The sequence below is a fragment of the Spiroplasma sp. NBRC 100390 genome, assembly GCF_001886495.1.
Lineage (GTDB): Bacteria > Bacillota_I > Bacilli_A > Mycoplasmatales > Mycoplasmataceae > Spiroplasma.
The window spans coordinates 880220-896054 of record NZ_CP018022.1; the positions used below are offsets into that span (position 1 = coordinate 880220).

At 26.9% G+C, this 15835-nt stretch carries 12 protein-coding genes; 3 read left to right on the forward strand and 9 right to left on the reverse strand.

Annotated elements, in window-relative coordinates; genetic code table 4:
• Nucleotides 1–4: 4 nt before the first annotated feature.
• The 5 genes from S100390_RS03900 to S100390_RS03920 form a co-directional block, all read right to left on the reverse strand.
• The gene (locus S100390_RS03900; RefSeq protein WP_070406981.1) at nt 5–3667 is read right to left on the reverse strand and encodes an AAA domain-containing protein; all 3663 of its coding nucleotides are present in this window, start codon (nt 3665–3667) and stop codon (nt 5–7) included.
• 184 nt (nt 3668–3851) lie between these two features.
• Nucleotides 3852–4577 carry a hypothetical protein gene (locus S100390_RS03905; protein ID WP_070406982.1) on the reverse strand — a complete coding sequence of 242 codons (726 nt, stop codon included), beginning with the start codon at nt 4575–4577 and terminating at the stop codon, nt 3852–3854.
• Between the two features lie 18 nt (nt 4578–4595).
• On the reverse strand, nt 4596–5258 hold the full coding sequence (locus S100390_RS03910) for a hypothetical protein (RefSeq protein WP_070406983.1): 663 nt from the start codon (nt 5256–5258) through the stop codon (nt 4596–4598).
• A 147-nt stretch (nt 5259–5405) separates the two neighbouring features.
• Complete coding sequence (locus tag S100390_RS03915) at nt 5406–6440, reverse strand: alpha/beta hydrolase (RefSeq protein WP_070406984.1); 1035 nt, start codon at nt 6438–6440, stop codon at nt 5406–5408.
• A gap of 114 nt (nt 6441–6554) precedes the next feature.
• Complete coding sequence (locus tag S100390_RS03920) at nt 6555–7379, reverse strand: hypothetical protein (protein WP_156768784.1); 825 nt, start codon at nt 7377–7379, stop codon at nt 6555–6557.
• 346 nt (nt 7380–7725) lie between these two features.
• Between S100390_RS03920 and S100390_RS03925 the strand changes: the two genes are divergently transcribed.
• Together S100390_RS03925 and S100390_RS03930 are read left to right on the forward strand one after the other, a co-directional pair.
• On the forward strand, nt 7726–8436 hold the full coding sequence (locus S100390_RS03925; protein WP_070406986.1) for a glycerophosphodiester phosphodiesterase: 711 nt from the start codon (nt 7726–7728) through the stop codon (nt 8434–8436).
• A gap of 25 nt (nt 8437–8461) precedes the next feature.
• Nucleotides 8462–9832: an MFS transporter gene (locus S100390_RS03930; protein ID WP_231918034.1), complete on the forward strand. Its 1371-nt coding sequence runs from the start codon at nt 8462–8464 to the stop codon at nt 9830–9832.
• A gap of 56 nt (nt 9833–9888) precedes the next feature.
• On the opposite strand, the gene S100390_RS03935 is transcribed toward S100390_RS03930, so the two are convergent.
• The 3 genes from S100390_RS03935 to S100390_RS03945 all read right to left on the reverse strand — a co-directional run bounded on the left by S100390_RS03935 (nt 9889) and on the right by S100390_RS03945 (nt 13921).
• Nucleotides 9889–11631 (reverse strand): APC family permease, encoded by a 1743-nt coding sequence (locus S100390_RS03935; protein ID WP_070406987.1) that lies wholly within the window; start codon nt 11629–11631, stop codon nt 9889–9891.
• Nucleotides 11632–11782: 151 nt separating this feature from the next.
• On the reverse strand, nt 11783–12979 hold the full coding sequence (locus S100390_RS03940; protein ID WP_070406988.1) for a hypothetical protein: 1197 nt from the start codon (nt 12977–12979) through the stop codon (nt 11783–11785).
• Between the two features lie 351 nt (nt 12980–13330).
• Nucleotides 13331–13921, reverse strand: coding sequence for a hypothetical protein (locus S100390_RS03945; RefSeq protein ID WP_070406989.1), 591 nt, complete (start codon nt 13919–13921; stop codon nt 13331–13333).
• A gap of 328 nt (nt 13922–14249) precedes the next feature.
• On the opposite strand from S100390_RS03945, the gene S100390_RS03950 reads away from it, so the two are divergent.
• Complete coding sequence (locus S100390_RS03950; protein ID WP_070406990.1) at nt 14250–15083, forward strand: hypothetical protein; 834 nt, start codon at nt 14250–14252, stop codon at nt 15081–15083.
• 78 nt (nt 15084–15161) lie between these two features.
• Here the strand turns inward: S100390_RS03950 and S100390_RS03955 are convergent, their stop codons facing one another.
• Nucleotides 15162–15815, reverse strand: coding sequence for an MBL fold metallo-hydrolase (locus S100390_RS03955; RefSeq protein ID WP_070406991.1), 654 nt, complete (start codon nt 15813–15815; stop codon nt 15162–15164).
• Nucleotides 15816–15835 lie beyond the last annotated feature (20 nt).

The following is a 15835-nucleotide window of genomic DNA, read 5'->3' on the forward strand; positions in this document are numbered from 1 at the left end:
CCTCCTATTTACCAATAATCTTTTGTACAATGGTGTTAATAATATCTGCTTGCTGATTTTTTGCCATTCAATTACTAGATAAAATTGATTCAATCTTTCAACCGCGGTCAAACAAATACTTTTGACGATAAAAATCATATTCTTTTTGTTCAACCCCAATTGGATATGTTAAATCATCACAAATAATTCCTAAAACATAATGATCCTTATTTTGATCATAAATTGTAACATCAATTTGATAAGTTCCTTGTACGGTATGCGTTGCAATTTGATAACGATCATATTTGCTTAATGCAGTTCTTAAAGCATCTGCCACTTCTGATACAAATTGTCGATTAAGTTTAGAACCTTGCTGTTCTTGATGATAACTTTTAGCTGTTGTTAACTTTTCTAATACTTTATGTTCTTGATCTTTGCCACGATTTAATTGCTCAACATATTCCAAATAATATTTAAAGTATCGTGGCCCAGGGTGTTTTGAATCCTCTGAAATTAATGATGACGGAAATGATTTAACAATATAAATCTTTTCTTTTGCCCGGGTAACAGCAACATTTAAACGGTTTTCACCTCCTGCTTGTGATAACGGTCCAAAAAATTGCATAAATTTATTACTTTCATCACGAGCAAAACCAATTGAAAAAATAATAATATCACGTTCATCACCCTGAATATTTTCAATATTTTTAACAAATAATCCCTCATTACGTCCATCATACACACGATGTAACTCTTGTTCTAGTTCGGGTGTTCTTTCAAATTCTTCAGTTAAATATTGTCAAATTAAATTTTTTTGAACTTCATTGAAGGTAACAACTCCAATTGTTTCTTGATGTTTTCGCGTTGTAATAATTTCTTTTATTAAAGCAACAACTCGCTTTGCTTCGGGAACATTACCCCGATTTTTTCAAACTCCATCGGGAACTTCAATTAGTTTTAATGGAAAATCTTTTTTTGTTTTATTGGAAATCATAATTAAATTATTATCATAAAAAGCAGCATTTGAAAAATTAATTAATTCACTATATTTTGACCGGTAATGAAACCGCAACATACTAGAATTATATTGTTTGCTAGCAAAGTCAAGTAAACTTTTATCTGTTAAGTTTGTTTCAATTTCTAATAATTCCGCACTATTTTCCAATCCTTCATAATCAAACCGCGATGAAAAAAAGTTTGTTGGTCCTAATTGTTTTTTATCACCAGCCACTAAAATTCGATTAGCACGATAAATAATTGGAATTGCCCGTTCAATAAAAATTTGTGATGCTTCATCAAAAATTAATTGATCAAACTCCTGGTGCTTTAATGGTAATAATTGCGAAGCAATATCAGGAGTTACCATAATTACTGGAAATAATGTTTTAATTAATTCATAGTTGTTTTTAAAAAAATAAGTAATTGATCTTTTTGTTTTCTTTTTACATTCTTCAATAATTTTTGGTAAGGTCTCAATGAAGTTTTCTTTAATAGAATCACGAATTTGTTGATGATATAAATAAGTTAAATATTCTGTAGTATTAAGCATGGATTTATCACTTAAATTAGTTAGTTCTTTCCGTCAATTTAAAGTTCCAACTTTTAATAATGCATCATGTTTAAGTTCATATTGATGAACAAAATAATGTTGATAAAGCAACGGAATATCTTCTTCCCCGGTAATAATTGGTCCTAAATAAGCATATAAATCATAGTTTTTATCTTCGCGTTGTAACTGGTCATTTTGATCAATTAAATCTAATCGATTAACAAAATAATCAATATTTTTAAATTCTGTTGTTAAAGCTGCAATTAATTCTTGTTTTTCAACTTTAAATAAGTTAAATTTATTGTCATCAACACTATTAACGGTGTAACTAACAAGATTATTATTTAATAAATTAAAAATTAGAGCTAAAAATTTTTGTGGTTTTAATCCTTCCGCCCTTTTTAACATTTTTTTAAATTCTTTCGCACTAAACCGATGATAAATTGTACCAAAATTTGGAAAATCATTAAATAACGCCAAAAACTTCTGAACAACCATTGTATTCTGATATATCCGATGACAATGTCGTAAATAATCATCATATTCCAATTCAAAAAAATAAGAGCGACTTAATAACTCAAAATCTAATGTCATTGGGTGCGTTTTAACATTATCTAAAAATTGACGGTAGTCTTGATACTCATTTTGACGCGCAAAAACCTTGTATCTTTTAATATCATCAAACAGAGTGTCCATTTTGTTTAAGAATGTTGCGCTTTCAACTGGTGGGTACAACTGATTAATATTATTAATACTATCTAAAATTTTTTGATAAAAACTTTCTTTTTCTTCTAAGTTCGTAATCATCAAAGCATAATTTTGAATTTTTTTCATATTATTATAAACAACCTTAATTGCGTCCTGTTTTTCAGCACAAAAAAGAACTCGTTCACCACGATATAAATTATTAACAATTAAATTACTAATTGTTTGTGATTTTCCCGTTCCCGGTGGTCCTTGAATAATAGTATTTTTTTCTAAAGCTTTCTTAATCGCCACTTTTTGGGAAATATCATAATTATTAATCGCCATAACGGCACTTTCTGTTAATTCTTCTTGATATCGTAACTGATTTTCTTTTCAATCTTCTTCAACATTATATTCATTTTCAAAAATCCTATTAACAGAATCATCAGGCACTTTTTCTAAATCACAATAATCACGATATAACGTTGTTGAAGAAATGTTATACATTCCAAGATAACCATCAAGAACTAAACCTAAATTATTATTTTGATAATTATTGTTTAAATAACTATCTAAGTTGCCATCAAAATTAAAAAATAACTGTTCTTGTTGTTTATAATAATTCAAATTATATAAATGATTAATTTTATCTTCATTTTTAACCTTAAACCCTAATGTTTTTAAATCAGCAATTGCCTTCATAAAAATATCGTCCGTTAAAGTTAATGAATCAAAACTAAATTCTGCAACATTATAATTACCATCTTTAATTTGACTTAAACGAATAGCAGAATTTAATAAGATTTCATCGTGTTTTGTTGCAATAACAATTTCATTTTTAGTCCGACTAATTTCATTAATTGGTCATAATAATAATGGTGCTCGAAAAACTTTTTGTGATTGTGTTAAACCTTCAATATATGGTCACCCAATATATAGGGGATTAATATTTTTTTCAAATAAATATAATTTAGCATCTTGTAAAATTCGCGCAAATTTATTAAAAGTTTTTGTCGTTTCTTCAGTAATAATTTTTTCTAATTTTAATAAGCTTTCTTCACTGATTTTTTTCCCCTCTTTTTTTATAAACAACGTAAAAATAAACTCAAGAATTTTTGAATAATGCAGAATTGGATACTTACTAAAACCATGTTGTTTTAAATGCAAAGCAAATTCTTCATCGTTTTTACTTTTATTAATAATTCCACCAACATAACCACAAATTTCTTTAATTGTTTCTCCTGATAATTTTGTAATAATTAAATTTTCTTTTTTACTAATATTTTTTCAAACTTTTTCCGGGTTATGATTTGACAAAAATAACAAATCTAACAAATTAATAATATTTTTACTTTTTGTATTGATTTTTGTTAAAAAAATGTCTCCTACTGATTTATCATTTAATAGTCGTTTTTTATACTCACTCAAAATTGTTAAAATATTTTTTTTCATAGTTTTTCTCTTCCTATTAATCTTAATTATACTAGCACATTTGCTAAAAGTTGTAAAATATTAAAAAATATAGAAGCCTTTTTTAAAACAAAAAGTAGTATTTTTGGTTTTAAAAATACTACTTTTTTCTAAATTAAAAGTTATTGAGGTATAAGTTATTATAAAAAATGATCCTATTATAAAGTTAATGGTGAAATAACCTTTGAACTTCACTGCGCAGTGAAGTTAATAATAATACTGGAAAAATAACACCATAAAGAAATGAAAGAGCTAAGAAATAAGAAACCATACTTACAAATAATTGCACTTTTTTACTTTTTGAGTTAATGGCGACTAATCCTAATCAAAAAGAAATTAAACTTGCAATAAAAAGTATTACAATTGTTAAAAATGTTTCAAATGACATTTTTATTACCGGTAAGTCCACCTTTCTTGTGATAAAAAAATTAAGCCCTGATGGTAATAAAATAACATAAAGTAACCATACCAACATTACTAAATTAAAAATTCAAATCCCATGTTTTCCAACTTTGTTATATTTATCATTATAACTTTGTAAATCAAACGTATAACTTTCTTGACAACTAGGATCAAGATATAATAACACACTAGGAAAAAACATTATAATTGAAGGTAGCACACTAATTAAAATCAAGATTGGTCGAATAAATTTTGCTTTTTTAGTTTTAATACAAAAAATAACAATGTTACAAATAAAACCAAAAAAAGTAAAACTAACCAAAATCATGCAATATGCCCACACTAACGAATAATTAAAATAATAACTTGTTATCTGACCACCGCTTGCTACTACTTGATAAAATAAAAAGAATGGAAAAACTGCTAAAACACTAACTTGATAAAGCCCTATTATTCACATGCCTCATAAAAATAAATTATAATTTTTCATTATGACAGTTTTTTACTATTAACGATGTGAAAACCAAACTGGAGTCACCAAATAAAAATGAACTATCATTCCATCATCAGTGTTTCAATCATTACCAATTAAACTTAATATTCCACTAGCAATTGCTATAATTGTACCATACGGTGTTTGTGATAACCCATCAGCAAAAATGCTACTAGCATTACCACCGTTTGTTAATAAATTATAGACTTGGTCACATCTTCATTTTGCAATATGTAGTTTCCAATATCCAAACCAGTATCACTTTGTCTCTTGCATAAAACCATTATGCCAGCCATATGCAATGTCATTAGCAAAAAATGGTCCATTAGCATTAAACTTAAGAATACCCAACTGGTCCATTACTTCTAAATAAGCAAGATACTCTTTACTTGTTAAAAGTTGATAAACGACAGTACTTCATAACCTTTGTTCCAATTGTTCAGGATCAATTTCAATTTTATTTTCTACTTTTCTAATTGCAGTTAATAAATTATTGTGTTGTTCAACACTAATTAAATTATCATCCTGCGCTATCTTTTGATCAGAAGTTATCTCACTTGTTGGTAGGCTCATCCGTTGTTTTGTTTTTGTTTCTTGTTTTTGTAAATTTTCATCTGTTATATTAATTGTTAGGGTTGTTAATGAAATGATACTAAAAATCATTAATAACTTTTTCATTATTAAACTTCCCTTCTCTATAAGCTTAATATTATTTTTTAGGAACTTAAACAATTAATAAACAATTATCATAATTTCTTCTTGATTTTATTGTAGCACAAAAAAATGATTCTTATTGGTTGCTCCAATAAGAATCATCATAATTTATTAAATTATCAATTTTTTTTCTAAAAAATTTAAATCTCATTTTCTAGCAAACGCTAGTGTTTTTTGTTGATATGCCTTCTGATCAACCGCAAGTGCTCCAGAGTGTTCAGCCTTATTTACTAAAAAGATTTCACTCTTCTGGCTTTCCTGCTGTTGTAAATAATACATCACAACGGAATTATGATATTTTACGAAACTATCTTTTGTTCCATGAATAAATAAAATTGGTAAATCTTTTATCCGATCATTTTCTTTTAATAAATTCATATGCTTTAAATCTGTTTTTGAATGCTTACGAAAATTACGATTAATCCCTAACGACATTAATCATCACGGTAACTTAACATATTTTCGTAAAAAAGCACGAATTTGCTGCACTGGTTGTGAAAAAGGACAATCAACAATTAATCAATCAATTTTATTTTCATAATAAAACTGATGCGCAAATCATAATGCTGTTGAAGCACCCATACTAATGCCAAAGACACCAATTACACTTGGGTTTTTATTTTGTTTTAATCATGTAATTAAAAAATTTAAAATAATTGAATTAGTAACACCTAAATCAGATTTATTACCATAAGTATTTCCATGAGCATAAGCATCAAATGTTAAAATATTATATCCCGCTTGATAAAAATGATAAATATTTCGTAACCCAATATATTTATTTCGTTTAAAGCCGTGCAACCCTACAACTCATTTACTTGAAGTTGGATGTTCTAACATTAAGGTACTAATTTTATTATTATTGAACTCAATAAATGATTCTTGTAAATCACTTTCATTAATAACAAAATTTTTTAGTTTTTTTGCTTTAACATCTGCTTCTAATTGTTGCAATGTGTTTAATTCAACATTATTTTGATCAACGCCACTCCGTTTATAATTAAAAAGATATGGAATAAATACTCTTGAACAAATAAAAGACAGTAATAAAACAATTGGGAAAAAGATAATTACTAATAAAATTTTAAGGAAAGTATAATTATATTGTCTTAGTTTTCGTAAGCTTTTTTTGTAATTTGCCTCCATAGTTTCACCACCAATTTGCTATTTAATATATAATCATTAATTATACAACAAAAGAAGAGAAAAATCTTAATTTAGTTAATATTTTTTGCATTATTTAAAATTATTTTTATTAATTTATTTAGAATATTCTTGTTCTTTTTTGTTAAGATACTCTTCAATTTCAAGTGCTTTTTTATATTCTAACTTTTTATTACAAAGTTCATATCATTTTTGCGCATATTCATCTACATGGATTAAATAGGAAATATAATTCTTACACGTTTTTTTATTATCTGCACTATTTTTTAATTTAAAAGAAAAACCTTCTTTATTTTGATAAATCTTAGTATCTAAATTATACATATCTCAAATTTTTTTTGATATGAGAAACAACATTTTATGAAATTGAGATATTTCTAATAAGTCATAAAAATCTTTTTCCTCTTCTAAGATATCTAACATGATTGCTTGTAATGGCATATTTAAAATCTTTGCAATTTTATTAATAATGTTTCTAATTATATACACAAATTTAAAAAAATTTATATTATTATACTTACTATTTATTTTATTGAATAACTTTTCATCATATGTTTCTTCTAAATTATCATAATCTTTAAAAATATAATCAGAATCCCCAACTGAAAATATCGGAACAATATCAACTTTAAATTGGTTTTTCCCAATAATTTGCATTGACCTATTTTTATTTTCTACTTCCTCACCTTTTCGAATATTTTTTTTCAAAAAAATAAAAATATCTGCTTTTATTTTTTTAAATTTTTCAAGATTTAATTTATTTTCAAAATATTTTATTGAAATATCTAAATCGTTATCGTTTAACCTTCTTTTAAAGGTAACAGTTTTTGTTTTTACTGAACCCTTTAAGGCTATTTGATTTTTAGAAATAAAATTATTTTTAGTTAAAATAGATTCAATATCCTTAAATCTTTCTAACATTCTTTTATATTTAAAATTAAAATGACTGTTCTTTTTAAATTCTTTATATAACCATATATATGTCATGAATTTATTCTCCATCTATTTTTAACATTTACCCTTAATATATATAAAATGTTCTTTAAATCAATGTAGAATTTTCATAGTCTTTAAAATAATATTATCATTTATTTATTTTTTAAATAAGATTTTTATCCTACTTATTTTTAAAAATTATTATAATTGAGCTCAACAACCTTACCAAAAATTATCAAAAAATAATACTAAATAACATATTTGTTAATAATTTTTAACACATTATTTGTAAATATGTTGTTTAATATTTATAAAAGGAAGGAATTTATTTATGTTAATTGCGCATCGAGGTTTTCGTAGTCCCACCGGAGAAAATCGTATGGTTGATTTTATTAATGCATTAAAAACTTGTCCTGGAGTTGAATTTGATATTAGGATGACGAAAGACCATCAAATCATTATTTTTCATGATCATAATTTTAAAAGAATTGGAAATGTTAATGAAACTGTTCGTCATTTTACTTATCAAGAAATTAAGAATTTTGAATTCTTTAAAAAAAATCCCGAATTTTTACCACCTTTATTTATTGATGATTTTATCAATAAAATTGCAGAACAATATCAAGTAATTAATGTTGAAATCAAACCAGATCGTTATAATGAACAAGAATTTACTTTAATCAAAAAAGCATTATTATTGTTACAAACAAAAACAAAAGCTGAGATTATTGTTTCTTCGTTTGGCCATGAAGCTTTAAAATTTATTAGTACTTTAAGTAGCCCTTTTAAAAAAGGTTATTTAATTGAGAGTTTAAAAGATATTGATCAAACTTTAATCACCAAGTTTGATTATTTACACCCGTCAATTGCAACAGTAAAACAAAAAAAGAATATTGCAATTATTAAAAACCTTAATCTACCATTAAATATTTGAACTTTTAAAAATGAAAAAGATCTTAAAATTATTAATAATTTATATCCCCAAGATTTTATTCATAGTTATATTAGTGACATTGCAACTTTAAATCCCGCCTTAAAATAATAGTTTTATTTTGAAAGGAAACAAAATGGAAACATCAGAACAACAGAAAAAAATTAGTAGCAAAACAATATGAATTATTGCCCTTTTAGCACTAGCTGATGTCTTAGTAATGGCAGTACCATTCTACTTAAAAAACGTTATTTCTTCGGTAAAAATTTCAGAAGGATTAGGAATTAGCGCATCGCAGTTTTCCCAAGCCAATGCTATTTATGGATACGTAGCATTATTAAGTTATTTTCTTGGCGGTTATTTTGCTGATCGCTTTAATTTAAAAAAGTTAACCTTAATTGGCTTAGCAGGAATTGGAGTTGTTAGTATTTGATATGGCTTAATTCCTTTTATTACTAGTGGAAAAATTATTCAAGTTTATGTTATTTTTTCCTTATGAAGTTTTATTACTTGTTTTATTTTTTGAAGTGCCCTATGAAAATTATTATCAGAACAAGGAACTCCCGCTGAAAACGGTAAACTAAATGGAATTCATGGAAGTTTAAATGGATTAATCGGAACGGTTTTAATTGCGATTGCTTATTTAGTATTTTGATTATTTGAAAATGTTTGAACAGAATCATTAGGGCACTGAGCTTTTAGTGCCCTTGTATTTATTTTCTCGGGGTTGATTTTTATTAATTGTATTTTATTATGAAAATTTGTCCCTGATTTAAATCACAATTCAAATCAAAATAATAATTTTGATATTAGAGAATTAGGTAAAACATTAAAGAATTTTAAATTATGAATTGTTACTTTATTGATTATGGGAGTTTATATGTACCAATCTGGTTTAAGTGTTTTTGTGACTTTTATGCAAGATGCTTTAAAGATTATTCCAATTATTGTCGTTGTTGTGGGAATTCTCCGAACATATTTCTTCCGGTTTTTATTTAGCGCTCCTGCTGGTAAATTAGCTGATCGTACCCAAAAATATATTTTATTTATTGTAATTGGGTTAAGTTTAGCTTCTTTAATCACCATTGCTGCCATCAGTTTACCTGGTTATTATGAAACCTCATTTGAGGAACTGTCATCAACTTGAAAAATTGTTATTCAAACCTTAATTATTATTCTATATTTGACATTAGGAATTATTTGTTGAGCATTAGTTACCAACCGTTGAGCAACAATTTATGAAATTAATATTAGTCAAAAAGAATATGCTGCTTCGGTTGGATTAATCTCCTTTATTGCCTTTTCACCTGATGCCTGGTTTTGACAAATTGATTCAATTCTGTTAAAAAATTATGGTACTGAAGCAGGCTATCTAACTAATAAATTAGCAAACCAAATTAGTTTAGCAATTATTACGGGGATTGGTCTTTTTGCCGCCCTCGCAGGAATGGTATTATTGTTAGTTCTAAAAAAAGAAAAACAAGCAAAGCAACTTGCCACCCTTTAATCTTAAAAATAAAAAGAACTGTAAACGACAGTTCTTTTTATTAAATAACATTTATTTTATTTTGTTTCAACTGGTTCTTGTAAATCTCCTTCGGATTGATACGCTTCCTGGCGAATATGTTTAGCATCCTGATAATTTGAATTATCTTGCGATTGATAAATTTTTTGATTTCGAACTAAATAACGATCTAATTCAGTTTGAATTTCTTTAACAACATAATTTCAATCATCAGTTACAGTAAAGGGAGCATCCAATGCTTCTTGTAATTGTGGGTTTGTTTTTAACCGTGCCTGATATTTTTTTCAATAGTAGGTGTAATATCAAATAACAGCAAACATAATCACCCCAACAATATAAGCAATTTCTAATGTATTAGAAACAATAGTTGCAATTGCTTTTGAAGAGTCAGTATTTAATTGATTAATCGCCGTGTGATATGAACGCCCTAAATCAACAAAGAATTGGACAAATTGTCAAATTAAGAAAACTAACACTAATGATCAAGCAATCATTTCTCAAATTTTTACCCGCATTTTTTTCGTAAATCCTAACTTTAAAGCAACCATTATCACAAACGAATAAATAATAATCATAATTAATGATGCTTCCCCAGTAATTGCAGCATACGAGAATACAGCATTACCACCTGTTGCTCCTTGAATAATATCGGGAATAAATAACCAAATCATGGCAAAGATAAAAGTAATAATTAAATTTAAAAATGAAGCTTTAAAGGGAATCCCATCCTTATTTAACTCTTGATATTTACTTGGCATTAAACCCTCCACTGCAAATGGTTCTAAAATGGCCCCCGAATATAAAGCATTTTGCATTCCAGCATTTGCTTTTAACGAAATGGTACAAATTAACATAATAATAACACCAGCATAATAAATTCACTGCCCAACATGATTACCTAATAAGCGAAAAATCTGTAAATTTGGATTATTGGTAAACGCTCCAGCAATTGCCCCTAACATTAAAATGGTAACAATAACATAAAAGATAATTGCTAATGCCATTGTTCAAATAATACTACGGCCAATATTACGTTCCGGATTACGAACATTTTTTCCAATTGTAGCATATGTCTCAAATCCTAAAAAGAAAAAGAAACACGAGGTAAAAGCAATTGAAAAATTAGTTGGATTTAAGGTGGTGTACTTTGAACTAGCATTAACATCCCAGGCCGAAGTTCCATTAATAATAAATAAGGCAATTAATGCAATAATTAATAATCCCGTTGAACCTCATTTAATATAACTAGAAGCATTTAAATAACGCTTTAATAATAATCGCATTCCTAAAAATAAGGTACATGATACTAACATGTAAACAGCAATTCCAATTGCATCTCAAATTAAGTTTGCCCAATTACCTAACATATCTTTTGTATCAAGAAAGGTTCCTGAACCAACAAAGTTTAAACGAATCATTGACACAATTTGTGATGTAACAATAATTGGTAATGTCGTATATTGTAAAAATGAAATTAATCATCCTCAAAATTTTCCAAAGTTTGTTCGAACATAAATATAACTAGCCCCATTTCCAGCGGGGTGCACTTGTGATAACTTATTAAATGCTCAAGCACAAGTTCCAGCTACTAGTCCTTCTACTAAAAAGATTCAAATCATATGCATTCCTAAAAATTGGCCTGTTTTATCAACTTCTGAAAACATCATTGTTGCATAAACCGAGGTAAAAGCAATTCCACAAGTATAATTAAACCCTAATCAAACTAATTCTGGCAAACTAAACTTCTTGCTCTGAGCAATCGCTTTCTTTTGTTCTTTCATTTTTTGTGGCCTCTTTTCTAGTTTTTCCGAAATATAAAAGCATTATATCGTTTTTTTAAATATTTTTTAATAAAATTAATAATTTTTTAATTATAACAAGTAAATTGTTAACAATTCCTTTACAACTAACAAATTATTTTCCAAATAAAAGTTATTTAGAAAACTTTTTCTGTGCTTTTCTTGTCTTTTTTAATTGCTGTAAATTATGCGCTTCAATTAACATAATGTCTGTTACTTTCTCATGACCATTAAAAATAATTAACGCTGTAATTAAACAGAAGACTGGCCCAACAATTCAAATTCATGTAAAGAACATCAATGCAATCATTAACAATGCTCCGGCAATTCGAGCACCAATTTTACCACGTAAAGCAAAAACAAAACAAGTAATAAATCCAATTAAAGCTAAAATAGAAATAAAAATAAAGGCAACCAAGACACGAGCATCAATTTTGTATTGATTTATAATTTCAATCCCGTTAATTGATTCAATAATGCCTTCATTAATAGAAGCAGAAATAACATAAAGAATATTAATGCCAATATTAAAAGTTAATACAATAATACCAATAATAAAACCCGTAATTGTCACCTTATTAGTTCGCATCACATATTGAATTGGTACAATTTTCACATTCTTATTACGATAATAACGGAAGTATAATAAATTATTAATAAAAATATAAAAGTATTGTAATGACACAGCAACAACACATATCACAACCAACGCGGTTGCAACCATAATATCGCCACCCGGCTGGAAGTAATTTAAGAAAAAGTACGGAAATAATGTGTTTGGATCTTTGCCATCTAAATGTCGATAAGTTCCGCGGAAAAGAATAATTGTTAAATACAGCACCATATATAACATGATTAACCATAATCATTTTTTATGATGATCTTCATAATAGTAATAATGATCACCTGTTGTCAAAACATAACTAGTAATCATTGTTACGGGCATAACTAAATGTAAAATAATTGTTGCAACCCAATGATAAGGACGATATTGATGGGCCTGGTCTTTTTGACCAACAATCCCAATTCAAAAGACCAACATTGTAATGGTAATATATGTTGTAACTGCTAATTGAATAATATAATGTGGTTTTGTATTTTTAAATTTTGATTCAAATAAATATAAGAAAAAGTACAAGGCAACAATATAATTTGTTTGTGTTGTAAAAAATGAATAATAATTTGAAACCCGCTCACCATAACCTAAATGCGCAAATTTTGGTTGTGGATAATAAATTGCCATTATCAAATCAAATAATAAAAATAAACTCAATAAAATTAACGTTGCTAAACGTAAATAAAAATGTACCCGGGGATTTCACTTAAACATGCCAAGACTCCTTCATAGTCAATAATAGTTATATTTTAGCCTTTTTTATCCTAAATCACAAGTAAATACAGGGAAAAATGTAAAGATGTTGCACATTTTAAATTACTTAAATCTTTGAAATAAATTTCGAAAGATTTAAGTAATAATAAGTATTATTTTAGAAAATGAATTATATAAATTACATTATCAATTTAAAAAAATGGTGCATAATTATAAATATGCATTAGTTACTTTGCTTTGCATTAATTAGCAATATATTTTGTTCTTGTGATAAAATAAAAAAATGCAATGAACTCTTTTAAATTAAAAATGATACTAGTTTATCATAAACTAGTATCATTTTTTTAATCCTTATTTAATAAATTCTATTCCTTGTCCAATATTCATTCACATTCCTCCACCACTAAATGAAGAATATGTTTCACCATACTGATAAATTAATACTTGCATATTCCAGTTAGATTCAGCATCTCAATAAAAAGTTAAACCTACATGTTGTTTTGAATTCATTTGAGCACTACCAGCGTAATCATATTTATGTAAAAGATGACTATTAGTATACCTATAAACATCATAGTTTCCTATTGCTTTAAAATTATAAAAGACATCTCTGACTTTAGTATTTTTAAATTTATCAGCAAATGAAGTCCCATAATATGCAACATTACCTCAACTTGTTTTTGTATACGATGCATCATTATTATTAATTACTCTAATTTTAGAATAATCTAATGGCATTATTTTATCAAGTTTTACATTAATTATTTTGTAACTAGTGTTTTCATTCCCATATCCAACATATGATTCATAACTTTGTTTATCATTCGAAAAATAAACTTTTGTTACTTTTTCAATATTTGAATTCATAAAATTTAACATTGTTGGTAAAGCGGCACTAGAACTAATAGCCACAGTTGATAAAGTTATTAAAATTGCTTTCATACTTATCGTTTCCCTCTTTCTTGTCAATATAAAATTTTATAAATTTGCTATTATAGATTTTCATAGTAATTTCAAGACATAAGTTATCAAACTTACTTTTTTATTGTAACAACATAGTAAAAAAAGTAAACAAATATTGTTGTTTTTTTAAGAAATAAAATTACCTTAAATAATTGATTTATTTGAATTGAGCAAAATAAATAAAAAAGACTTAATATAATTATATTTATTAACCAAAATATGTTAAATAATATTAAATCTTAATAAAAAAACTTTTTATGTTTATAAAAAGTGATAAAATTATATTCAATAAAGAGGAGGATTTAAAATGTTTAATTTTAACAATGAAAAATTAAACCAGTTAATTGTGAGTTATATAAATTACAACATTGACCCTAAGCATGATAACAATTTGCAAATAACAAAGTTTGATAACAGTAATTTATTTTACCAAATTGATACTCGTCAACTAAAAGATAGTATTAACGGCGTTGTTAGTTTTCATTTAACAACATCAGAGCAATTCGCAAAAGCAGGTGAAATTATTGATGAATTTTATTCAGAAAAAACACCGTTTATCTGATGTACCATTACAATTGATAATACCCAAGGTGAACGATCATTTTTTGAAAAAAGTGGATTAAGTCATTGGCGAACTGGGAATGGTATGTTGTTGGATCTAGCAAGTTTTACTACAACAGCAGATCTATCAGAAAGCGAAAAATTTATTACTGCAACAGATTTAAAAGCTCTAAAAGAAATTAATGCTACCAAGCTTACCAGTGCTAATAATCTTAAAATTGTTAATGATAATGAATTACCGTTAAAAGATTTACCAGCACCAACAAGTACTTCTGCTTTGGACCAAACTTGCAACCTGTGTTATGTTGCAACATTAACAAAAGATGACATTCCCGTTGTAACTGGTATTATTTATTTTGAAACAGAACTTGCTGTAATTGGTGAAATTGTAAGCTATGATAACGAACATCCTAATGATGAGAAAAAAATGTTAAACCATTTACTAACCCAAGCAAAAAAAGCAAAATATCAAAGTGTTGGGATTGTTGCACCGATTGATAAAGTGCCCCTATACCAAGAACTAGGTTTTAAACCCCAAGATTTATATTTCAACACTTACGTTATGCATTATTCAAAATAATGCATTTTTTATGGAAATAAAGAGATAAGGATGACAGAAAAGATGAAAAGTAACCTCTAATTAGAGGTTACTTTTCATTTAAAACTGATCTTCTGTTGGAATTAATTTTTGCTCAAGCGCATCACGCATTAAAAATGGTTTATTATGGCCAGGTAAAACCTGTCATGTTGGTTCTAAATTCGTAATCCGACGTAATTCTGTTACAAAGTAATTATCATTACACATTGCGCCAGTATACCCTGGACTTGTTTTATCAGGCATTAAACTTGCTCCTGTTGTCACTAAGTTCAATGCTTTAATTCGTAACATTTGTGTCCCAGCAGTATGACCGGGAATATGAAAGATTTCAATTTGATAACCTATTTCTTCCACCACGGTATCACCACTTAACGGAACAAGGTTTGTTAATGGATAAACAATTCCTGGTCCTAGAATTTCACCAGTTGCATCATCAACTTTATGTTGTGATAATAATCGTAAATCGATTTTTTGAATATAAATTTTTAAATCTGGACATTGTTGTAAGACATCGTCAATCCCATCATAATGGTCAATGTGACCGTGAGTAATAAATAAGGCTTTTAAATTCAGATTGTTTTGTTTAATATATTCAATCGCATCTTTTGCCGCATTTGAAGCATCAATCATAATTGCTTCATTTTGATCATTAATGATTAAATAAACATTTTGATTATCATAAGTTGCATCTACAAAATTTTTCATCTTTGCCATTAGCTAATTCTCCCTCCTGT